This is a genomic window from Xanthomonas sp. WCS2018Noco2-27, assembly GCF_031843525.1.
In the GTDB taxonomy this organism is placed as follows: Bacteria; Pseudomonadota; Gammaproteobacteria; order Xanthomonadales; family Xanthomonadaceae; genus Xanthomonas.
The window spans coordinates 159,585-181,538 of sequence record NZ_JAVTIK010000008.1 but is presented as its reverse complement, the minus strand read 5'-3'; the positions used below and the strand labels follow the sequence as shown (position 1 = coordinate 181,538).

Here is a 21,954-nt window from a genome sequence, read left to right as displayed (position 1 = left end):
GAGGTCGGCAGCCGACCAGTTCCGTTGCGCAGCTCGAAGCATTGGGCCATGCCCAACTGCAGTAACCCGGCCCAACGGCAAAGGCGTCAGCGGTCTGCGCTACAGCTGCCCCTGATCGACACGCACCAGCCAACGCTCCGGCGTCTGGACGAAGCCGAGCAGTTGCAGGCCCAACTGCAGCGCGCTGTCGTTGCCGGGCTCGACCTGGGTGCGCCACTGCCAGCGGCCATCGCGCTGCACGCGCAGCTCGGCGCTGAGGTTGACGCCTTCGGGCAGGCCGCCATCGGGCGCCAGTGCCAGCACCACCGCATCGTCCATGCATCGCGGGCTGCCACGCAGACGCAGCGGCAGCAGCCCGGCGGCTTCGCCACCGGCGTTAGGCAGCACCTGCACGGCCACATCGCCACCGGCCTGCGTGCAGCGTGTGGCGTCGAAAACCGCATGTACCTCGCGCAGGTCGACCGACAGGTCCAGCAAAGCCACCCCACCCGGCTTGCGCAGCAACAGGCGACCGTTGGCCTGCTGCACACCCTGCTGCGCGCCTTGCAACGCCACCAGCTGCGCGGTGGCCGAGCGCAGCTGCACCTGGCGTTGCCCGCGCAACAAGGGCAGCGGACGCAGACGCACGCCGACATCGCCCACGTCCATGCTGGTCCAGGTCACGCCACGCAGGGTGCCATTCCAGATCGAGCCCTGCGCTTCCAGCGCGGCAAACGGCAGCGTGTCGATCGGCAGCACCCACCGCAGCGGCAAGGTGGCGATGACGCCGATGACCAGCAACACGCTGCCCAGCAGCAACCAACGCACTACCCTCATAGCGCGATACCCGAGAACGTGCAGCGCACCTGCAGTTGCCCGTCGCGGCGGCTGATTTCAAGCGCCGAAGGCGTCAGACCGTGGCGCTGGCGCAGCTGTTCCAACCAGGCGAACAAGACGGGGCTGGTGACGGTGTCGATCTGCAAGGCAAGTGTTCCCGTAGGACTGCGCTGTTGGTGGGTGATGGTGATAGTCGCATCGCGCGCGCCTTGCGCAATGCGCGCCAGCGGAATGGCGGCCACTGTACTGCCGGCTTGCGATGCACGCGCACTGAGCAGCGCCTCCGCAGCATGGTCATAGCGTGCCTGCGCGCTGCTGCGCCAGTGCCGCAGCGGCACCAGCAGCGCGTACCAGCCGATGAATGCAGCGATGGCGACCATCATGACCGACAGCATGAGGCGCTCGCGTGGTGCGCGGGTCTGCCACCACACCGGCATGCGTTGCAGCGTACTCATTGCGGCGGCTCCAGTTCCAATGCGGTGGCGAGTCTGTCGTCGCGGGGCTGGCCTGCGCCTGCGCGCACCTGCCAACCGGCGCGACTGAGCTGGGCGGAGAAGTGTTCCAGTTGTGCGGCGTCGTTGTGTAGCAAGGTGACATGCAGCGGACCCTGTTGCTGGTAAGCGAGCGCGTCCAGTTCTGCGCCTGGTACTGCTTCGACTGCGGCGAACAGTGCGGCCAGTTGCGGTGCGAATGCGTTCTGCGAGGCGGCGGTCTGCCGGGCTGTGTCTGCGTCGGGCGTCATCACCTTCTTGCTCAGCAGCTGCGCGCCGATCTCGTAACGCAGGCTCTGCGCCACCAGCAGAAACACCGGCGACAGCACCAGCAGCGCAAGCAACCACGCAAGCGTGCGTGCGCTCAGCTGTGCACGCTGGCGCGTTGGCGCGGCGAAACTTTGCTGGCGCAGATTGATCGGCGCGGTGGCGGCATGCCGCGCAAACTGCGCGATGGCGTGCGTTGGGTCCGGATCCGGCGGCAGTGCCGGTGCGACCGGGAGTTTTGTGATCAGCACCTGCGCAAGCTGCGGCTCCAGGCTGCAGGCGATGCGTGTGCCACGCACCACCCAGCGGCCATCCCAGTGCAGCAGCGTCGGCGGTTGATCCGCCGCCGCGTCGGGCAGCAGCAGACAGTCGGGCACCACCGCATCGGGCACGATGCCCAGGGCTGCTGCACGGTCTAGCCACTGTCGCATCACCGACGCATCCACTGCGGCGACCAAGCGCATGCCATCGCTCTCTGCATGGTCGGCGATCACCACATGCAGCGCCTGCGCATCGCCCGCCAGATGCTCGGCCAGCTGCAGCCGCGCCGCAGCCAGCGATTGCGCGACGCTGCGCCCAGGCAAGGCCATCCAGCGCAGATGCACATCCACGCCTGGCACCACCAGCACCGTCTGCGTTGTTTGCGCGGGGCGCTCATTCAACGCGTCCTGCGCCAGCACATGGCCGTGTGCATCCACGCGCACGGTGATGGGCTGCGTTGTGGCATCGGCCGGCAACAACACCAGGGTGCTACTCATTCGTCGGGGCTCCATTGGCGTGCCACCAGCCGCACACGGCCGGCAGGGTCCTGTTGCAGCAATGCCTCCAGCAGGATCTGCGCACCGGCATGGTCCACCTGGCTGTAGAGGGAAAAATAGGACGTGCGTAATGCGATCTGCTGAAACACCGCGTCGGGCAACTGCGCTTGCATCAGTGCAGGTTGCTTCCAGAACGCCGCTGCATCGCTCCAACCGCCGACCGGCCGTGCGGCGATGATGCGGCGTGCCGCCGGCAACTCCACGGCGCCTTCGGTCAGGGCCACCAGCACCGGTGCATCGGCGGCGCGCAGCGTGTTGATGTTGATCGGCGACAACCGCCCTTCGGGCAGTGCACACACATAGGGCTGCAGCTGCGCGACGAGCGCCGGCGTGTAACCGGCGATGGCGCGCAGCTCGCTGACGCCCGCCAACAAGGTCGCGCCGGTGCGCAGCGGCAGCGCCGCTTGCAGATAGCGGTCGTCTTCGGCACCTTGCGCGCCCGGCTGTGCATCGCTATCGATCCAGTCCACCAGCGCATCGGTCAGCGCCTGTGCCTGTTGCGGCGCGATGTCCAACGCTTCCAGCAAGGCCAGGTACTGGTTGGCGCCATCGTCGCTGCGTTGCCATTGCTCGGGTGCGCCCATCACCACGCTATTGAGGTTGAAGCAGCCGCCGCGATCGCGCAGCCGCACGCTCACCATCCCATCGTCCAACGGGAAGGTGATCGGCTGGTCGTTCCAGCCGCCCTCCAGCGTGGTGCGCAACGGGTCGCGCTTGGCCAACGCCTGCAAGCGTTGCCGCGCGACGGTTTCGCTGCCCAGCGCATACCACTGCGCCTGCGTCATCGCCTCTGCGTTACCGCTGCGGCGCAGGCCAAAGCGCAGGTCGTTCAAGACCGCCACCATCAGCAACGTCATCATCGCCACCAGCAACAACACCGTCAGTAACGCGACGCCGCGCTGTTGCGCAGGCGCCTGCAGCGTTTTCATGCGCGTCCCTCCGGCAGTAGGAACAGCTGACGCACGCGTCCCCATTGTTCCAGGTCCAGTTCCAGCGACAGCGCATCCGGCAGTGCTTCCAGCCCGCCGCTCCAGCCATCGCTCCACTGCGCGCGATAGTGAAACGCCACCTCGGCCGAACGCACCCCGCGCAGCAGCACCTGCGGCGCCCCGGCCACCGCACCATCCAGCGCCGGCCGCGCACTGCGCTCCAGGCGTCCATCGACGATGCGGTATTCGACATATTGCAGCGACGCACGCGGCGCCTGATCCGGGTTGCTCCAGCCGCGCCGAACAAAGCCGAACAACGGCCCTTGCGTTCCGGGCGCACGCGCAACGAACGCGGTGCGCGCGGCGCTGCCATCGCTGTTGCGGGTGCGGCGTACCGCAGCCTGTTGCAGATCGCTGCGCAGCAGGCCATGGGCCAGTTGAAGATCGCGCACCTGCTGCAGGCGCGCGCGCACCGCATCGCGCTGATCGATGCTTTGCCGCATCACCACCACTGCCGCGCTGGCCACCAGCGCGAAGACCGCCAGCGCCACCAGCAGTTCGATCAAGGTGAAGCCCTGCATGCGGCGCGTACGGCTCATTGCACGCTCCGCAACATGCTCAGGCTGGCAATCTGCTGCGCTTGTCCTGCGGCGCGCACGCGCACCTCGATACGCACCATGCCAGCGCTTGCCGGCACCGCCTGGCGTTGCCAGTCCCAACCACGGCCGCCCAGTGTGTCCTGGCCTTGCGCAGGCGCCACTGCGGCGTTGGCCGGCGCCAGCATCGCCTCGATCGCCTGATTCTCTGCAACCAACGCGGCCAGCATGCGTTCTTCCAGCACCACCGCGGTGCGCGTGCTCTCGCCCGACAGATTCAACAAGCCGACCACGGCCATGCCGAAGATGGCCAAGGCGACCATCAACTCAAGCAGCGAAAATCCGGCACAGGCGCGGTGATTATCGATGCGGCGCATCGACCTGCACCACACCGGCGGCATCCACCGTCACCTGTACCTGTTGCTGCCCATCGGCCAGCGCGATGCGTTGCGGCGTGGCCGCACCGGTCGGGTCGAAGCGAACGCTCAGCTGGGTGCCGCCGGCCGGAAACTGCGCCTGTACGTCGGCAGGCCAGCGCGTGGCGGCAAACGGCGTGTCGTCCAGTGCCACCCAACGTTGCTGCGCCTGACGACGGAATGCATAACCGCCCGCATCGATAGTCACCTCGACCATGCGCAGGCTCAGGATCGCTTCGTCGCGGGCATTGGCTAGAGCGCTGGCCAGCATGTCCGCCTGATCGTGCAGATCCTGACGCGTGTCCGGCAAGGTCATCACCACCAGCGTGCTAGCAAGCGCAGTGATCACCAGCACCGCCAGCAGCTCTAGCAGGGTGAAGCCGCGCATGCGTGCGCGCCCGCTGCGTAACGACGCGCATTGCTCGCTGGGTGACGCAGTCAACACAGCGGCACCTCAGCGCCAGTTGCCGATGTCGGCATTGTCGGCATCGCCACCTTCGGCGCCGTCGGCACCGAACGAGTAGACGTCGAAGCCGCCGTTTCGGCCCGGGCGACGGAACTGATACGCGTGGCCCCATGGGTCTTCAGGCAACCGACGGATGTAACCGCCCTGCCGATAGCGCTCCGGCCGGGTCAGGCCGCTCGGCGGGTTGAGCAAGGCCTGCAAGCCCTGCTCGGTGGTCGGATAGGTCAGGTTGTCCAGGCGGTAGGTTTCCAGCGCCTGCTCCAGCACCGCGACATCGGCGCGCGCCTTTTCGACCATGGCGCGGTCCTGGCTGGGCATCACGTTGATCATCACCACGGTGGCCAGCAGGCCGATGATGACGATCACCACCATCAACTCGACCAGGGTAAAACCGCGCACGCCACTGCGAGAGACAGGCGAGCCGGCGAGTGCACGACATTGGGAGGACTGCATGTGGATCTCCGAAGAAAGCGGCCGCGCTCAGCCAAGCGCGAGGGTGTTGAATTGCAGGATGGGCAACAGGATCGACAGCACGATCACCGCCACTACGCCGCCGAGCAGCACAATGATGGCCGGCTCCAGCAGACTCATCGCCGCGGTGGTGAAGGATTCGAACTCGCGCTCCAGATAATCGGCAGCGCGTTCCAGCATCGGCGCCAGGCGTCCGCTGTTTTCGCCGCTGGACGCCATGTACAGCAGCGTGGGCGGAAACACGCCGGCGCGCTTCATCGCCGCGGCCAGGCTGCCACCCTCGCGGATGGCGGTGACCATGCTGTCGGTGGCCAGCCGCAATGCGCGGTTGTCGACCGTGCGTGCGGCGATCATCAGGCCTTCCATCAGCGGCAGGCCGCTGTTGACCATGATCGCCAAAGTGCGCGCCATGCGCGCGGCGTGCAGGTCGCGGATCAGCCGGCCAAGCAAAGGCGCGCGCAAGAGTGCGCGATCCGCAGCCAGCCGCAACGCCGGGCGTTTGAGCAACCGCAACGCGGCGATGACCGCAATCACCAGCGCAACCAGTAACGGAATGCCGGCATGCAGCAGGAAGTTCGACACCGCGATCACCGCGCGCGTGAGCCATGGCAAGGCGCGGCCCATCGAATCGAACTGGTCCACCACCTTGGGCACGACAAAGGTCATCAACACGATCACCACCGCACCGGCCGTCAACGCCAACGCGGCCGGGTAGACCAAGGCGGACTGCAGCTTGCTGCGCACCTGCGCCTGTCGCTCGAGCAGATCGGCCAACCGTTCAAGCACCTGCGGCAACGCGCCAGCGCTTTCGCCTGCGGCCACCATGGCGCGATAAAGCGGCGGAAATGCCTTGCCCTGGCGTGCCATCGCATCGGATAGGCGAAAGCCTTCGACCACCAAGCCATGCGTCTGGCTGGTGACGCGGCGTACGCCACGACGTTCGGATTGCGTGCCGATGGTGCGCAAGGCTTCTTCCAACGGCGCGGTTTCCACCAGCGTCGACAGCTGGCGCGTGAACAACACCAGATCCTTGCCGCTGAAGCGTGCCGCATGCACGGCGGTCGATGCAGCTGCTGCGGCAGCGATGCGCACCGGCACCCATTGGCGCTGCTCCAGCTGGGCGCGCGCACTGTGCACGCTGTCGGCGCTGATCACGCCCTGGCGGCTGCGCCCCTGCAGATCGAGCACGGTGTAATCAAACCGCGGCATGCGCATCGTCCTGCTGGCGGGTGACGCGCAAGGCTTCTTCCAGCGTGGTGAGCCCCTGCAGCACCGCTGCGCGTGCGGCATCGCCCAACCGCGGCGCGCGTGCGAACGCGACTGCCGCCAGCGCATCTTCGTCGGCGTTGTCGCCGATCAGGCGGCGCAGCGCATCGTCCACCGCAATGGCTTCGTAAATGCCCACGCGCCCTGCATAGCCGCTGTGATGGCACACCGCGCAGCCCACCGCTGCATAGACGGTTGCACTGCCATCGTCGTCGACCGCAAGCAGCTGCCGCGCGGCTGCATCCAGTGGCCGCGGCGTGCAGCATTGCGGACACAGCCGCCGCACCAGCCGCTGCGCCAGAATCAGGCGCAGGCTCGATGCCAGCAGAAACGGTTCGATCCCCATGTCGCGCAGACGCGTGACCGCGCCCACCGCATCGTTGGTGTGCACGGTGGACAGCACCAGGTGGCCGGTGAGGCTGGCCTGCACCGCGATCTGCGCGGTTTCGGCATCGCGGATCTCGCCGATCATCACCACGTCCGGGTCCTGCCGCAGGATGGCGCGCAAGCCGGCGGCGAAGGTCATACCCACACGCGCGTTGACCTGGGTCTGGCCGACCCCGTCGATGGCGTATTCCACCGGGTCTTCGACGGTGAGGATATTGCGTGAGCCATCGTTGAGCAGGCTCAACGCGGCGTACAAGGTGGTGGTCTTACCCGAGCCGGTGGGGCCGGTCACCAGCACGATGCCGTTGGGCACCTGCAATGCACGCTGCACGGTATGCATCACTGCCGCGGGCATGCCCAACTGGGTCAACGACAAGCTGCCCTGCTCCTTGTCCAGGATGCGCAGCACCACGCGCTCGCTATTGCGCGTGGGCAAGGTGGACACGCGCACGTCCAACGCCTTTGCGCCCATCACCAGCGACACCCGGCCGTCCTGCGGAACACGTTTTTCGGCGATATCCAGGCGGGCCATCACCTTGACGCGCGACACCAGCAGCGGTGCGATGCGTCCGGGCAACGTAGCCGCTTCGCGCATCACTCCATCCACGCGCAGGCGCACGCGCAGTCGCGATTCGTAGGATTCCAGATGCACGTCGGACGCGCCCAGGCGTGCGGCTTCGGCAATGATGCCGTTGATCAGGCGGATGATCGGCGCATCGTCCTGGCTGTCGAGCAAATCGGCGGTGGGAATATCGTCGATCAATGCATCCAGGCTGCCATGCAGATCCAGCGCTTCGACCTGCACGCCCTGCTCCATGCCAGCATCGGCATAGATCTCCGACACATGCCGGTCGAACACCGCCGGTGCCAGCGTGCGCACCTGCAACGGCATGCCCAGCGCACGACGCAACTCGATCAAGGCGTGCACGTCGGCACCATCACGCAGCCCGATCTGTGCAATGTCGTCGGCACCGAGCAGCACCACGCCATGGCGCTTGGCGAACGCATAGGAAATGCTGGCGTGCGCAGTGCTCATGGCATCAGCGCTGCACGGGGCGTGCACTGGGTGCAGGCGTGGCTGCAGGTGCCGGCGCCACCGGCGATGGCCCGGCCGGCAACTGCGGCGGCTGCGCGCGTAGATAGTCGCGTACCAGGGCATCGAGCGCCGCTTCCGGGTCGCCGTCGGCCAGTTGGCGGTCGCGTAGATAGCTGTAGCGTGGTGCGGTCATGCGCTGCGCATCGGCGGCATCGCGGATGATGGTAGGGCGGATGAAGACCATCAGGTTGGTCTTGTCGCGGTTGCGCGACTTGTGCCGGAACAGTGCGCCCAGGCCCGGCACGTCGCCCAGCAGCGGCACCTTTTCCACGGTCTGGCGGTCGTTTTGATCCAGCAGTCCACCGAGCGCGACGATGGCGCCGTTTTCCACCACCACCCGTGTTTCGATCTGGCGTTTGTTGAAGACCAGTTCCGACGACTGCGCGCTCACCGGCCCGGCAATCGCCGAGACTTCCTGCTTGATCGCCAGCGTAATGCCGCCGGCGGTATTGATCTGCGGGCGCACTTCCAGCTCCACGCCCACGTCCTGGCGCTGGATGGTGCGGAACGGGTTGTCGTTGGCCGCGCCCAGCACTTCGCCGGTGGTGATCGGCACTTCCTGGCCCACCAAAATGCGTGCCTGTTCGTTGTCCAACGTCATGATCGACGGCGTGGACAACAGATTGGAGCCGGTATCGCTCTTGACCGCATCGATGATCATGCCGAACACCGCATCGTTGCTTTGCCCGGCCAGGCCGATCAAGCCGCCACTCAACCCCAGCAGCGATTGCGCGGCCACATTGCGCGCCTGCTCCAGCACCGAATCGTCATCGTCATTGCCGCTGCGCGTACCGGCCGCTGCGGCGGCAAGCGGCACGATGCCCGGCTGTGCACCGCTGTACTGTGTGGCGATCAACGGCACGGTGCCATTGCGACCGGCCAGCAGCAGCTGCACGCCCAAGCGCTTGGCCGCGGTGTCGGAAATCTCCACCACGATCGCCTCCACCAGCACCTGCTCGCGATGCACGTCCAGCTGGCGGATGACATCCATCAAGGCGCGCTGGGTTTCCGGATCGGCATTGATGATCAAGGCATTGGAGCCGGGGTAGCGCACGATTACCGGGCGCTTGCCGGCGGCAGGCGCAATCACCTGGGTCTGTGCGGTGCCGGCGGCTGCCACATCCACGGCAGTGGAGCGCGCGTCCTGCCCGGCTTGCGCCTCATTGCCCGGCGTCTGCCCGACCAACTGTTGCAGCACCGGCAGCAATTGCTCGGCGCTGGCGTGTTGCAACCGCACCACGCTGACATCGCCGCGACGCTCAGCGCGCCCATCCAGATCCATCGCGGTGCGCACCACGCGCTGCACCAGCGCCGGGTCACCACGCACGATCAACGAGTTGCTGCTGTCCACCGGCAACACCGACAACACCGCGCTGCGTTCGCCTGCCTGGCCGAACAGCGAGGTCAATGTGCGTGCCAGCTCCTGCGCAGAACTATTGCGCAAGGTCACCGTGTCGATGGCCGCACGGTCGGTATCGATCTGCGCCACCAGCCCGCGAATGCGCCGCAGATTGTCCGCGTAATCGGCAATCAACAAGCTATTGCCCTGCGGCAGCGCCATGATCACGCCGCCACGCCCGATCAGCGGCTTGAGGATTTCTGCGGCGCTGCGCGCATCCACGCGCTGCAGCGTGAAGACCTGCGTGGCAAACCCCAGATTGCCGCTGGCGGCACTGCCCGGCTGTTGTGCAGCGGTGTCGTCGGGAATGATGCGATACGTCGACGGACCACTGGACACCGCAATCAAACCATTGGCACGCAATACCGCCAGCAGCATGCCGAGCAGATCGGCTTCGCTCATCACCTGCGCGCGCGCCACGTTCACCGTGCCCTGCACGCGGGTGTCCACGATGAAGGTGATGCCGGTAGCGCGCGAGACATCCTGGATGAAGGCACGCAGGTCCACGTCCTGCAGGCGCACGGCAGGCGCATCGGCGGCCTGCAACGACACCACCGGTGCGACGGCACACATGCACAGCAACGTGGCCGACAACAGCCATAAGGGGCGAACAGCGGTCATTGCGGGCGCTTCAAGGTCATGGTGTGGGTCTGGCCGTCGCGGCGATAGGTCAGCGTGGCCGCCTGGCCATCGCGTAGTTCGTCCTGCAACTCGCGCAGGTGTTCTGCATCGAGCGTGCGGCCGTTGATCTGGGTCAGCACATCGCCTGCTTCCAACCCGGCCTGGCGCAACAGCGCACCATCGCCACGCGGCATGATGGTGAAGCCGCTGCCATCCGCGCTTGCGCGCAGCCCGGCGCTGCTCAACAGCTGTTGCGGGTCGACCGCGGTTGCGCCTGCTGCTGCCGTCGCATTGCCTACGTTGGACATCACGCCGGATGCGATACCTGCTGCCGCTGTGTTCGCTGACGATGGCGTTGTCGCAAGCGCCGGCGCTGCCGCATCGCGCAGTGCCAGGCGGCGCACGCCGCTGCCGGTGCGCAACAGCACATGGTCAGCAGCGACCGCTTGCAACACCACGCCGGGCATCACCGTATCGCCAATGCGGTAGGCGCCTTGCCGGCCATCGCCAAGACTCAGGTAGGCCGCTGCCTGCGCAGCACCCGCGCGCACACCGTGCAGCTCCACACCGTCGCTATTGCTATTGCTATTGCTGTCGCCAACGCTGCGATAGAACACGTCGCGGCGTAATGCAGACAGGTCGGATGTCGTGGCAGCGCTCGGCGGTGCATGACCCACCGGACCGACCGGCGTCATCACCAACCACAGCAATCGCAGCCCTTGCAGTGCCAGCAACGCGACCAGCGCACAGACCAGTGCCGTGCGTGCGGCATGCGACGACATGACGGTGGTCAACGGGGGCAAGGCGGGGTGCAAAGCGGACATCCGTCTCAGGATTGCGATCGGATGACAGAATGCGGCAGCAATGTGTCAGTTCGAAGAAATCGATGACACAAGCCGACACACTCCGACATGCGGCAAAACGCAAACGCCCGCCATGCGAAGCACAGCGGGCGTTTGCGTTTCTGCAGGCGTCTGAGAGATCAGAAACGCGCTGTCACACTGATGTCATAGCTGATGCCGGGCTGGTAGGTGTACAGATCCACCCGGTTGCTGCCCACGCGCTGGAACTCCTGGTATTTGGTCTTGAGCAGATTGCGTGCAGCAAAGTTCACCGACAGCGTATCGCCCGACCACACCAGGCCTTTCTTGATCACCAGATCCAGCGATGTACCCGGCTTGTCGATGTAGTCCGGCTGACCCGGACGACCGCGCGCAGAAATACGCTCGCCCACGTAGTTGGCGATCAAGGTCGCCTGGCTATGCGTGCTCTCGCTTTCCACACCGATCTGCAGGTTGGCGATATCGTCCGATTGCCCCTGCAGTGCGGACCCGTCGCGAATGAACAGGTTGGCCTGCACCGGTGCACTGAAGCCGAACGGCTGCACGGTGTCGCCGGCACTGGCGCTCACCTCGGACTTGGTGCGCGTGTAGTTGCCGGACACGAACAGGCGCTTGTCGCCCCACCAATCGGCTGCGACCGGCACGTCCAGATACTTCTTGGCTTCCAGCTCGATGCCGTACAGCGTGGCCTTGGGCGCATTGATGAAACTCTGCACGATGCCGCCGCCGGGTGCATCGTTGACGATGGCTTCGATCGGCTTGTCGATGTCCTTGTAGAACGCACCGACGGTGACGTACTGGCCCGGCTCGAAGAACCATTCGTAGCGCGCATCCAGATTGACCAGTTCGCTGTCGATCAGGAACGGGTTGCCGAAGAACTGGCGGTCGATATCCGGGTCCAGATACTGCTGCGGTGCCATTTCGCGGAATTGCGGCCGCGCAATCGTCTTGGACGCACCGAAGCGCAGCTGCTGGTTGTCGGCAAAGTTCCAGGTCACCGTGGCCGATGGCAACGCATAGCTGTTCTGCAACGGTGCCACGCTGTCCTGGCGTGCGCCGCTGAAGATGTCGTACGGATGCACCGCCTGGGTGGCGTCCTCGTAACGCACGCCAACGGTGGCACGCAGGGTCGGCACGATTTCGCCTTCGGCCTGCAGATACGCCGCCTTGACCTTCAACGTCGCGTCGTACGCGGCCGCACCGAAACTGCCGGTGGTTTCGCGTAGCCGCAGCAGATCGTTACTGAGGTTGTAGTCGGAGATCAGATAATCCACGCGCTGATACTGGTTCAAGAACGGCAACGGGCCGTCCAGCGCCAGAAAGCGGAACTCGCGGCTCCATGCAGTGCGGTCGTTATCCAGATAGGCCAAGCCGCCCTTGACGGTGAGGTCGTGTTCGATCGGCAGCCGCCAGGTCACATCCACCCCGCCACTGGCGACTTTGTCATCGACCTTGCTGAAGCGTGTGTAGTTCTGCACGCGCGAGGCGTCGTGCGCCCAGTAGCCATCGAGCAACTCGTAACGTATGCCGGTTTCGTACGGCACATCGCGGCTGGCGTTGGCCACCGCGGCACGCCACTCGATCTTGAGATCGTCGTATTCGCCAAACGCATGCGAGCCAAGCAGCTGGTTGTTGATCAACTGGCGTGCATACCACTCGGTGTTGTCGTCGCGCACATCGAACCCGGCCAGTTCATCGCGGCCGGCGCGGCTGCGCGCCACCTTCAGGGTGTCGTGCACATACAAGGTGGTCCAGCCGATCTTGTGGCGGCCATATTCCCAGCCCAGGCCGAGCATGCCGTTGGTGCGCACGTTGTTGCGTGTGGTCGCAAAGTCGTAGTTGGAATTGAACTCCACGCTGTCGCCGACAAAGATGCCGTCCTGCTGCTTGCCGGTACGCGTGCGCCATTCGTTGTCGTAGCTGGCCACGGCCAGAATGCCCAGCTTGGCCTCGCCGATGTCCATGCTGTAGCCGGCGCTGCCGCCGACATTGACGTCCGGGTCAATGCTGTCCTTCTCCTGCAGTACATACAGGTTGGCGTTGTTCATGCTGCGGCCGATGCGGCGGATGTCCTCGCGCGAAAAACTGCCCAGGTCCACGCGCCGCCCGGTGCGGATCGCATCGCGCAACGCGGCAGGTTGCTTGCGCGTGCCATCGTCATAGCCCCACTCGTCATCGCCCGAACCGTAGTACGTCAGGCCCTTCTCGCCGGTACTGACGCTATTGGCGCCGCCGCCCACGGTGAGCGACAGAAACGGTTTGTCCGGCACCGTCATCGATTGCAGATCGATCACGCCGCCGCCGAATTCGCCCGGATAGTCGGCCGAATACGTCTTTTGCACGGTCACGCTTTGCAGCACATCGCTGGGAAACAGATCCAGCGGCACCACGCGCTGCATCGGCTCCGGGCTGGGCAGTGGCGAGCCGTTGAACAAGGCCGACGAATAGCGCTCGCCCAGGCCGCGTACGTACACGTATTTGCCGCGCGACAGGCTCAGCCCGGTGACACGCGTCAGCGCTACCGCAGCGCTGCTGTCGCCGGTGCGCTCCATGTCCTCGCGGGTGATGAACGAGGCCACTTCGGAGGTTTGCAGCATCGGTTCGGGAATGTATTCGCCGCGCACCACGACCTGATCGAGTTGCTTGGGCGCAATGGCAGCAGCGCTGGAACTGCTGCTACCGCCAGCGGCATCGCTGCTGGTCGACTGCGCCATGGCGGCGCCGGACAGCAGCAAGGTGGAAATGGAAAGAGACAGGCCCGTCCGCGAAAGACGGGCAACAGCGAAGGTTCGCATCGTGGGAGCCCTGACAACAGAAAGATGAAGCTGGACGCATTACACGGCGACGCGATGGCCGCCGTGCGATGCAGTGCCTCAGCAGGGGCGATCGGCGGTCAGCCCGCAGGTCCAGCCCTGCCACCAGGTGTCGTTGGCATCACGCACGCCACCGATGTAGTTCACCTGCTGGAAGAAGCTGCTCACGCCGTTCAAGCCCTGGAACGCCGGCACTGCAGTTTCGTTGGCGCCATTGATGAAGGTGTTCTGCAGCGTGGACACGCCGTTGGCCACATTGTTGGTGCCGGCAGCGAACTGGCTGGCCGCACGCGGGTCGCTGCCGAACGCGGTCGGGCAGGCAAAGAACACCGAGTTGAACGTCCCCAAGGTATCGGTATCGGCCAGGTTGAAGCACACCAGACCATCGCCGGTGCCACCGGCCGGACGGGTGAACACCGAGTTGTAGAACGCGGCCTGCGTGCCCTGGTTGAGCATGATCGCCGCACCCGTGCGGGCATTGCCCACGTAAGTGAAGTTGGCCACCTTCGGGCGCGAATACGGCTGACGACGCAGGCTGCTCCACTCGTTCATGCGGTCGCCGCCGCCAGCACGCTGGACCACGATGCCGAACTGCAATGCGCCGCTCCAACCGGCATCGGTATCCAGCGAATCGTCGTCGGCACCGGTGATGACCACGTGGCTACCGTTGACCGTACCGCCAAACCATTCGATCCCGTCGTCGGAGCTGTTGTGGATCTGCACGTAGTCCAGACGCGTGCCGCTGCCCACGCCGGCCAGGGTGATGCCCTGCAGCTCGTTGTTGGGCGAGATTTCGAAACCCGAATACATCACGCGCAGGTAGCGCATCGACCCGCTGTTATCGGTGGCGCTATTGCCGCCGTAGAACGCGTTAGTGCCTTCGACCTGCGCCTGACATTCGGGTGTACCCGACACGGTGGCGCCTGGGCAGTTGTTGATCGCTGCACGGCCCAGCACCACGATGCCGCCCCACAGGCCGATGGTGTTGGCGCTGACCGTGCCATCCAGCGCCTGACGTGCAGTGAAGACGATCGGCGCAGTCGCGCTGCCTTCGGCAAAAATCTGCGAACCACGATTGACCACGATGTAGTCGCTACCCGCCGAGCCATACAAGGTGACGCCCGGCTCGATGGTCAACACGCCCTGCGTGCTGCCGGCCGCCGGCGCGATGGCGTTGCCGCCGCGATCGGTGCCGACGTTGACGCGGCCGCTGATCGAATACGCGGTGCCGGCGCGCGCGGGCACCACCAGATTGCCGGTAATGGTCTCCGGCAACTGGCAGGCGCGCAGCGTGTTACTGGCAATGGTGCCGACGTTGGAAAAACCGGTGGGGCAATCCGCAGCCGGGCCGGTCGGTGTCGGAGCCGGGGTTGGTGCAGGCGTGGGCGCCGGGGTCGGTGCCGGTGCGGGCGGAAACGCGCCCTCGCCAGGCGAAGCGACACGGTCGGCACCGCCACCGCAGGCAGACAACGCCAGTGCGGTGCTAAAGGTCATGAGAAGTGTCTTGCTGCTGTTGCGAACGGACATGCGGCTGATCTCCAGGTCAAAGGGTCCGGTATGAAGAGGAGTCGTCAAGAATTGGTTGCGTTCCGCTCACTGCAGTGGCGAGCACGTTCAAGATCCCCGTCACCTTTATAGGGGCCGTCTGTTGCATTTGTCTTACCACGACACATTTGACACATAGTTGCCACACGTTGGCATGCACTGTAGCGGGATGACATTCACCGATATCCCCAGCGCCCTGGCCGACTGGATCGTGGCGCAGGCCTTGGCCGGCCAACCGCCCGAGCACGCGCTGCAACCGCTGCTGGATCGTGGCTGGAACATGCAGGACGCCATCGATGCAGTCGAAGCGCTGGTGCGTGCGCACATCCAGCAGCACGCGCAGACACATGGATTGCCGATGCCGGTGCGCGTGCCGGCGCTGCTGCAGGACAGCGATGCGTCGCTATTGGATCTGGGCGATCGCCAGGTGCGCGTGTTGATGCGCATGCAGTTGCCGCGCGTGATGGTGCTGGGTGGCTTTTTATCCGATGCCGAATGCGATGCAGTGATCGCCCTTGCGCAGCCGCGCCTTGCGCGCTCGCGCACCGTAGACAACGCCAACGGCGCACATGTGGTGCATGCCGCACGCACCAGCGACAGCATGTGTTTGCAACTCGGGCAGGATGCACTCTGCCAACGTATCGAAGCGCGTATCGCCCGTTTGCTCGACTGGCCGGTGGATCACGGCGAAGGCTTGCAGGTCTTGCGCTACACCACCGGCGCCGAATATCAGCCGCACTACGATTACTTCGACCCCGACGCAGCCGGCACGCCGGTGTTGCTGCAAGCCGGCGGGCAACGCGTCGCCTCGTTGGTGATGTACCTCAACACGCCCGACCGCGGCGGGGCCACGCGCTTTCCCGATGTGCAGCTGGACATCGCCGCGATCAAGGGCAACGCGGTGTTCTTCAGCTACGACCGCCCGCACCCGATGACACGCAGCCTGCATGCCGGCGCCCCAGTCCTGGCCGGCGAAAAGTGGGTGGCGACCAAGTGGCTGCGCGAGCGCGCGGCGTGCCTGCCGGACTGATCGCGCAACGCGCCCAACACCCAGCTTCGTCGCACAACACAGCGCCCGGCGCGCCCATTGCGGCGCGCACCGCGTCCCGTCATGCCATCCGCTCCAGCACGCCGCTAGAGACGCGCGTCACATATGTTATAATATTGCATCAGCTGACACATGGGGTGATCAGCTCCTCCCGCATCGGTGTCGTTCGATCCATGAAGATCCATATTCTCGTGGCGGCAGTGGCTGCCGTCCTGTTTGTCGCCGAGTCGCGTGCGCAGTCGTCGGATTCGGCACTGACGCTCGGCAAGGTCGATGTTCACCAGCATGGCGAAGGCCAACTCACCGCACATCAGGTGCTGACCTCGGTGGACGTGCTGGGCGCCGACCAGATCGAAGACAAGAACGTGTCCTACAGCTGGGAGCTGCTCGGGCAGATGCCGGGCATCCAGCTCACCGAAACCCGGCAAGGCGCCGAATCGGGCAAGGTCAGCTTTCGCGCGTTCAATGGCGAGGGCTACCTCAATGCCATCAAGACGCTGATCGATGGCATCCCCAGCAACGTCAACAGCGGCAACCAGCGCTTCATCGACATGCTGTTCCCGCTGGAAATCAGCTACATCGAGGTGGTGCGCGGCACCAACGATCCGCGCTACGGCTTGCACAATATCGGTGGCAACATCAATTTCGGCACGCGTCAGGGCGGCAATTACACCGATGCGCGTCTGACCTACGGCAGCTTCAATACCCGCGATGCGCAGCTGGCCGTGGGCCGCGAGCGCGACGGGTTCGCGCAGAACTATTTCATCGGCGTGCAGGCCTCCGATGGCTACCGCGACCACGATACCTCCAGCAAGTATTCGTTGGGCGGCAAATGGTTCTACGGCACTCTCGATGACGGCATGCGCATCGGCCTGACCGCCCGCGTCTATCACAACGAAGCCGACGAACCCGGCTTCATGACCGCAGCGGAAATGCGGGCCGACCGTCGCAGCTCGGACCTGCGCAACCGCAACGATGGCGACGACCGCGACATGCGTCAGGTCGGCATCCACATGGATTTGAAGCTGGCCGAGAACCTGTTTCTGGGCACCAAGCTTTACTACAACCGTTATCTGGACGACCGCCAGGTGACTTTCAGCGACCTGCCCACCGGCAACGCACCACGCCAGCGCCGCAGCTGGGACGAGACGCAGATCGGCATGCTCAACACGCTGACCTGGCGCAGCAGCGACACACTCACCCTGGAAGGCGGCGTCAACTATGAGCATCAGGACAACGCCTACCGACGCGAACGCTTCCGCTATGCCGAGCCCACCAACTTCAATGCCACGCCGGCGCGCATCCAGAACGACGACCGCCATACCTTCGACAACTGGGGCGCGTACGTGCAGGCAATCTATCAGCCCATCGAAGCGCTGAAGATCGTGCCGGCCTACCGCGTGGATCGCTTTGATGGCGACACCCAACTGCCGGGCGGGGTGCGTGCACCGCTGCAGCGCTACGGCACCATCGAGCAGCCCAAACTGAGCCTGGTCTACGCCTTCACCCCGACCACCAACGTCTATGCCAACTGGGGCCGTACTTTCCAAGTACTGACCGGGTCCACCGCACCGGCCTACCTCACCGCCGGGCAACCGGACGTGCGCCCGTCCACCAATACCGGAATGGAGCTGGGCATGAAATTCAGCCCGTTCCACGGAAGCCAGGCGCGCATCGCGGTGTGGCAGCAGGACGCGGCCAACGAAGTTTCCAACATGCCCGCCACCGGCACCACGGTCACCCTGGGCAAGACACGCCGACGTGGCGTGGACGCGCAGATCAACGCGCAGCTGGGCGACAAGTGGACGCTATGGGCATCGCACGCGTATCAGGAAGCGAAGATCGAACGCGACGACCGCGATGCCAGCGTGTCGCTGGTCGGCCGCGAGGTGGCGGCAACGCCGCGTTACATCAGCAACATCGGCGTCGAGTACCGGCCAACCGATGCGCTGCGCTTGGGGATGCAGGGCCGTGCGCAAGGCGATTATTATCTGGAAGAACGCAATGTAGCCGGCAAATACGGTGGCTTTGCCACCCTGGATCTCACCGCCAGATACACCATCAATCCTGCCTGGAGCGTGGATCTGCAGGTCCGCAATGCCACCGGTCGCGAGTATGCCTACGTGTGGTACGACAGTTTCTTCTGGACTCAAGCGCAGCCGATGTTTTCGCCAGCGGCAGGGCGCCAGCTCTATCTCGGCTTGAACATGAAGCTGTAACTCCGGCATCCGCAAGCCGGGACCAGTACCTCATTGGGCGATGACGGCATGGCTGCTGCACAACGCAGCAGCCATGCCACGGATCTGCGATGTCAGGCACTGCAGTCGGCTCCTGCAGCGATTCAGTGCTTGCGGCCATGCCAGCGCATCAATACGCGGTCGGAAGCAACGCCGTTCCGTTGGCAACAACGCTGCACGCGTGACTGCGTTTGCATTCGCATGCCCAACACGCGCACGCAACTCAACGCCGCGCAAACAGCCGCTGATCGATCCGCAACATCACAAAGCGCAGCGGCGTCCATGCCAGGCACAGGCCGGCAACGATACCCAGCGTGTCGGCCAGCGCATCGTATGGGTCGGCGCTTCGATTGGTCGTCAGTGCGCCCTGCGCGATCTCGATGCCGATTCCCAAGGCCACCAATCCGATGGCTGCAACGACCTGCGCGCGACGGGTGGCAAACAACTGCACCGCGCCCCAGCACAACAATGCGAAGGTCAAAAAATGCTCGGCCTTGTCGCTGTTATCCGGCAGCTCCGGAATCTCCGGCGGCGGCCCAAGACAGACCGCAATCACCACCACGATCGCAGCGATCCACAACGCCACCCACAATCGCGGCCGATGAAACGGGCGCAGCGTCTGCGTTACAGCCGCCATGTGAGATCGCCGGCCAGAAATGCGGGCGCAATATCCACATCGCGCGCGAAGCCCATCACCTGGAAACGCTCGCCCATCTCGCTGGGCAAGGTCAGCCGCTTGATCTGCTCACGCAGACGCATGCGCCCCACTTCATCGGTGCGCGTATCGGCCTGCGTCAGCAACGCGTCCAGGCCATTGCCCAGCAGGAAACTGGCCTGCGTGCAGTAACCCGCCAGCTCAAAACCGGCACCGGTACCGGCCTCCGCCAGCGCGGTGAAATCCACCGACGCGGTCAGATCCTGCAGGCCGGGCCAGCGATACAGGTCCTCATGCATGCGATGGCGATAGAACGCACGCAAGGTGCCGTCCTCGCGCTGCGCGCGATAGAACTCGCCGCGCGGATAACCGTAGTCGACGAACACCATCGCACCGCGCTTCAGGCCGCCGGCCACCGCCTGGATCCAGTACGGCAGCTGCGGCAATAACTCGGAGCGATAGCCATCGGCGAAGGGCTGATCGAGATAGCGCTCCAGATGCCGCACCGCCGCGCTCAACAACGCATCGGCCGGCTGCTCGCCACGCGCAAATTGCTGCTGCGCATCGAGCACCACGGTTTCTTCGTAGACCTCGCCCTCACGGATCGCAAAGCGCGGCGTGGGCAGCGCATCGATCACCTCGTTGGCGAACAGCACGCCGTCCCAATCGTCCGGGAACGGGCCATCCAGCCATTCGACCAGATCGAACACCGGCGGGATCAGGCTGCGTCCCAGGCGCTCGCGCTGACGCTCGCGCAAGTCCGCACTGGGTTCGAGAATCGCGTACCGCTCGGGCAATGCATCCAGCTCCAGCAGCCGCTTGAGCATGACTTCGGCAAATGCGCCGCTGCCGCCACCCACTTCCAGCATGCGCGCCTGCGGCCCCAGCTGCTGCAGCACCGGTGCCAGCGCACCGGACACGGTGGCCGCAAACAACGGGCCGAGCTCGGGCGCGGTGACGAAGTCGCCGGCCTCGCCAAACTTGCTCGACCCGGCGCTGTAATAGCCAAGGCCCGGCGCATACAACGCCAGCTCCATGAAATGCGAAAACGGGATCGCACCGCCGGCGGCCTGAATTTCGGCGCGCACATGCGCAGCCAGTCGGTCGCTGTGCGCCAGCGCGTCCGAATCGGGGGTGGGGAGGTCGGCGTGCATGCGGGCACCGGTTGCGGGGACAATGCACAGGATAGCCGAGCCCTTTGCAACGCCGAGCGAGTACGTCATGACAGACAGTTCCAAGGTGGTGTTGATCACCGGCGCAGGCCGCCGCATCGGCGCGCAGATCGCCACCACGCTGCACGCCGCCGGCTACCGCGTTGCCCTGCATGCGCATCAGTCCGCCGACGCGCTACGCGCACGCGTGGCCGAGCTGTGCGCGCAGCGCGCAGGCAGCGCGCAGGCCTTGCACGCGGATCTGCGCCTGCCGCACGCACCGGCGCAACTGGTGGCCGCGTGCATCGACGCGTTCGGCCGCCTGGATGGCGTGGTCAACAACGCCTCGGCGTTTTATCCCACCGCAGTGGGCGAAGCCACGCCGGCGCAGTGGGACGAGCTATTCGCGGTCAATGCACGCGCGCCGTTCTTCATTGCCCAGGCCGCTGCTGCGCAGCTGCGCCAGCACCGCGGCGCCATCGTCAACCTTACCGACCTGCATGCACAGCAGCCGATGCGCAACCACCCGCTATACGGTGCCTCCAAGAGCGCGCTGGAGATGCTGACCCGCTCGCTGGCGCTGGAGCTGGCACCGCAGGTCCGCGTCAACGCCGTCGCGCCCGGCGCCATTCTGTGGCCGGAAGAAGGCAAATCATCCGACGCCAAGCAGGCGCTGCTCGCCCGCACGCCGCTGGCGCGCATCGGCACGCCGGAAGAAATCGCCGAGGCGGTGCGTTGGTTGCTGGACGATGCCAGCTTCATCACTGGCCAGACCTTGCATGTGGATGGCGGCCGTCAGCTCAGCTGAGAGCGTCTAGCAACACGACTGCGCTCACCACCAGGCGCGCGCGGCCGATGCTCGGTGCGGTAGTGCCACTCGTACATTGCGGCTCTGAGTGCGATGCCCACAGCTGCCTGACGACTGCTCACCACGTTTTTTCGTCCGCTCTAGAGCGGACGTCGCACGAACGCACGCGCTACGTGAGGTGCATCGTCAGCGATCGGCGTGCGAAAGCGCATAGGCCGATCCGCGCCGAATTGACATCCCTTCACCACCACATTGCAGCACAACCCGCCGCACTGCACACCTGCGCTACTGCGCGGCACTCAGCGCAGACGCATCCAGCTGCACTGTCGCAAATGCGCTGCCGTACTGCGGATGCGCCTGCCACAGCGCGGCGAGCGTGCGTCCGCTCAGCGGGTCGACAAAGTCCGGCGCGATATCGGCCAGCGGCTTGAGCACAAAGGCATGCTTGAGCTCGGGACGCGGGATGCGTAGATGCCCGGGGCCTTTGACAATGCAATCGCCGAAAAAAACCACGTCCACGTCCAGCGTACGGTCGCTGAAACGCGGCCCGCTGCGATCGCGACCATGCGCGTCTTCCAGCGCATGCAGCCACTGGTCGAGCGCGTGCAGGTCCAGATCGGTCTGCAAGGCAACGGCGTTGTTGACGAAGTCCGGCCCATCGAAGCCCACCGCCGGCGTGCGATACGCCGGGGAGACGTCGAGCTGGCCGAAGCGCGCGCGCAAGGCAGCGACGGCCAAGCGCAGGTAGTGAGTCGGCTGGACATTGCTGCCGAGGCTGAGGAGCACGGTGGTCATGCGGTATTCGCGCATGCGGCC

At 65.3% G+C, this 21,954-nt stretch carries 20 protein-coding genes; 3 read left to right on the top strand and 17 right to left on the bottom strand.

The features are described from left to right. Window positions 1–99: 99 nt before the first annotated feature. The 14 genes from gspN to RQH86_RS14610 form a co-directional block, all read right to left on the bottom strand. Complete coding sequence (gene gspN / locus RQH86_RS14675) at window positions 100–816, bottom strand: type II secretion system protein N (protein ID WP_311238950.1); 717 nt, start codon at window positions 814–816, stop codon at window positions 100–102. After that, window positions 813–1,271, bottom strand: a complete 459-nt coding sequence (gspM, locus tag RQH86_RS14670) for a type II secretion system protein GspM (protein WP_311238951.1) — start codon at window positions 1,269–1,271, stop codon at window positions 813–815. The genes gspN and gspM overlap by 4 nt, the downstream gene beginning before the upstream one ends. Continuing rightward, window positions 1,268–2,332, bottom strand: a complete 1,065-nt coding sequence (gene gspL / locus RQH86_RS14665) for a type II secretion system protein GspL (protein ID WP_311238952.1) — start codon at window positions 2,330–2,332, stop codon at window positions 1,268–1,270. The genes gspM and gspL overlap by 4 nt, the downstream gene beginning before the upstream one ends. After that, entirely contained in the window at window positions 2,329–3,321 is a 993-nt protein-coding gene (gspK, locus tag RQH86_RS14660; protein WP_311238953.1) for a type II secretion system minor pseudopilin GspK, read from the bottom strand. The genes gspL and gspK overlap by 4 nt, the downstream gene beginning before the upstream one ends. Further along, window positions 3,318–3,920 carry a type II secretion system minor pseudopilin GspJ gene (gene gspJ / locus RQH86_RS14655; protein ID WP_311238954.1) on the bottom strand — a complete coding sequence of 201 codons (603 nt, stop codon included), beginning with the start codon at window positions 3,918–3,920 and terminating at the stop codon, window positions 3,318–3,320. Before gspJ ends, gspK begins: the two co-directional genes overlap by 4 nt. Continuing rightward, complete coding sequence (gspI, locus tag RQH86_RS14650; RefSeq protein ID WP_311238955.1) at window positions 3,917–4,294, bottom strand: type II secretion system minor pseudopilin GspI; 378 nt, start codon at window positions 4,292–4,294, stop codon at window positions 3,917–3,919. The genes gspJ and gspI overlap by 4 nt, the downstream gene beginning before the upstream one ends. After that, window positions 4,278–4,721, bottom strand: coding sequence for a GspH/FimT family pseudopilin (locus RQH86_RS14645; RefSeq protein ID WP_311238992.1), 444 nt, complete (start codon window positions 4,719–4,721; stop codon window positions 4,278–4,280). The genes gspI and RQH86_RS14645 overlap by 17 nt, the downstream gene beginning before the upstream one ends. A gap of 66 nt (window positions 4,722–4,787) precedes the next feature. Continuing rightward, complete coding sequence (gene gspG / locus RQH86_RS14640; protein ID WP_055850704.1) at window positions 4,788–5,252, bottom strand: type II secretion system major pseudopilin GspG; 465 nt, start codon at window positions 5,250–5,252, stop codon at window positions 4,788–4,790. 27 nt (window positions 5,253–5,279) lie between these two features. After that, window positions 5,280–6,479 carry a type II secretion system inner membrane protein GspF gene (gene gspF / locus RQH86_RS14635; RefSeq protein WP_311238956.1) on the bottom strand — a complete coding sequence of 400 codons (1,200 nt, stop codon included), beginning with the start codon at window positions 6,477–6,479 and terminating at the stop codon, window positions 5,280–5,282. Then, window positions 6,466–7,959: a type II secretion system ATPase GspE gene (gene gspE / locus RQH86_RS14630; protein ID WP_311238957.1), complete on the bottom strand. Its 1,494-nt coding sequence runs from the start codon at window positions 7,957–7,959 to the stop codon at window positions 6,466–6,468. Before gspE ends, gspF begins: the two co-directional genes overlap by 14 nt. Window positions 7,960–7,963: 4 nt before the next feature. After that, window positions 7,964–10,039, bottom strand: a complete 2,076-nt coding sequence (gene gspD / locus RQH86_RS14625; protein ID WP_311238958.1) for a type II secretion system secretin GspD — start codon at window positions 10,037–10,039, stop codon at window positions 7,964–7,966. Then, window positions 10,036–10,863, bottom strand: a complete 828-nt coding sequence (locus RQH86_RS14620; protein WP_311238959.1) for a type II secretion system protein N — start codon at window positions 10,861–10,863, stop codon at window positions 10,036–10,038. Before RQH86_RS14620 ends, gspD begins: the two co-directional genes overlap by 4 nt. A 158-nt stretch (window positions 10,864–11,021) precedes the next feature. Continuing rightward, window positions 11,022–13,676, bottom strand: coding sequence for a TonB-dependent receptor (locus RQH86_RS14615; RefSeq protein ID WP_115527043.1), 2,655 nt, complete (start codon window positions 13,674–13,676; stop codon window positions 11,022–11,024). A gap of 78 nt (window positions 13,677–13,754) precedes the next feature. Continuing rightward, window positions 13,755–15,221: a hypothetical protein gene (locus RQH86_RS14610; RefSeq protein WP_311238960.1), complete on the bottom strand. Its 1,467-nt coding sequence runs from the start codon at window positions 15,219–15,221 to the stop codon at window positions 13,755–13,757. Window positions 15,222–15,408: 187 nt separating this feature from the next. Between RQH86_RS14610 and RQH86_RS14605 the strand changes: the two genes are divergently transcribed. Next, window positions 15,409–16,269 carry a 2OG-Fe(II) oxygenase gene (locus tag RQH86_RS14605; RefSeq protein WP_311238961.1) on the top strand — a complete coding sequence of 287 codons (861 nt, stop codon included), beginning with the start codon at window positions 15,409–15,411 and terminating at the stop codon, window positions 16,267–16,269. A gap of 191 nt (window positions 16,270–16,460) precedes the next feature. Beyond that, window positions 16,461–18,506, top strand: a complete 2,046-nt coding sequence (locus RQH86_RS14600; RefSeq protein WP_311238962.1) for a TonB-dependent receptor — start codon at window positions 16,461–16,463, stop codon at window positions 18,504–18,506. Window positions 18,507–18,747: 241 nt separating this feature from the next. On the opposite strand, the gene RQH86_RS14595 is transcribed toward RQH86_RS14600, so the two are convergent. Then, entirely contained in the window at window positions 18,748–19,161 is a 414-nt protein-coding gene (locus RQH86_RS14595; RefSeq protein ID WP_311238963.1) for a VanZ family protein, read from the bottom strand. Beyond that, on the bottom strand, window positions 19,149–20,402 hold the full coding sequence (locus tag RQH86_RS14590) for a class I SAM-dependent methyltransferase (protein WP_311238964.1): 1,254 nt from the start codon (window positions 20,400–20,402) through the stop codon (window positions 19,149–19,151). The genes RQH86_RS14595 and RQH86_RS14590 overlap by 13 nt, the downstream gene beginning before the upstream one ends. On the opposite strand from RQH86_RS14590, the gene RQH86_RS14585 reads away from it, so the two are divergent. Next, a complete protein-coding gene (locus tag RQH86_RS14585) occupies window positions 20,401–21,138 on the top strand; it encodes a pteridine reductase (protein ID WP_055850677.1) in 738 nt (245 codons plus the stop codon). The genes RQH86_RS14590 and RQH86_RS14585 overlap by 2 nt on opposite strands. 285 nt (window positions 21,139–21,423) lie before the next feature. On the opposite strand, the gene folK is transcribed toward RQH86_RS14585, so the two are convergent. Beyond that, a complete protein-coding gene (folK, locus tag RQH86_RS14580) occupies window positions 21,424–21,933 on the bottom strand; it encodes a 2-amino-4-hydroxy-6-hydroxymethyldihydropteridine diphosphokinase (RefSeq protein ID WP_311238965.1) in 510 nt (169 codons plus the stop codon). Window positions 21,934–21,954 lie beyond the last annotated feature (21 nt).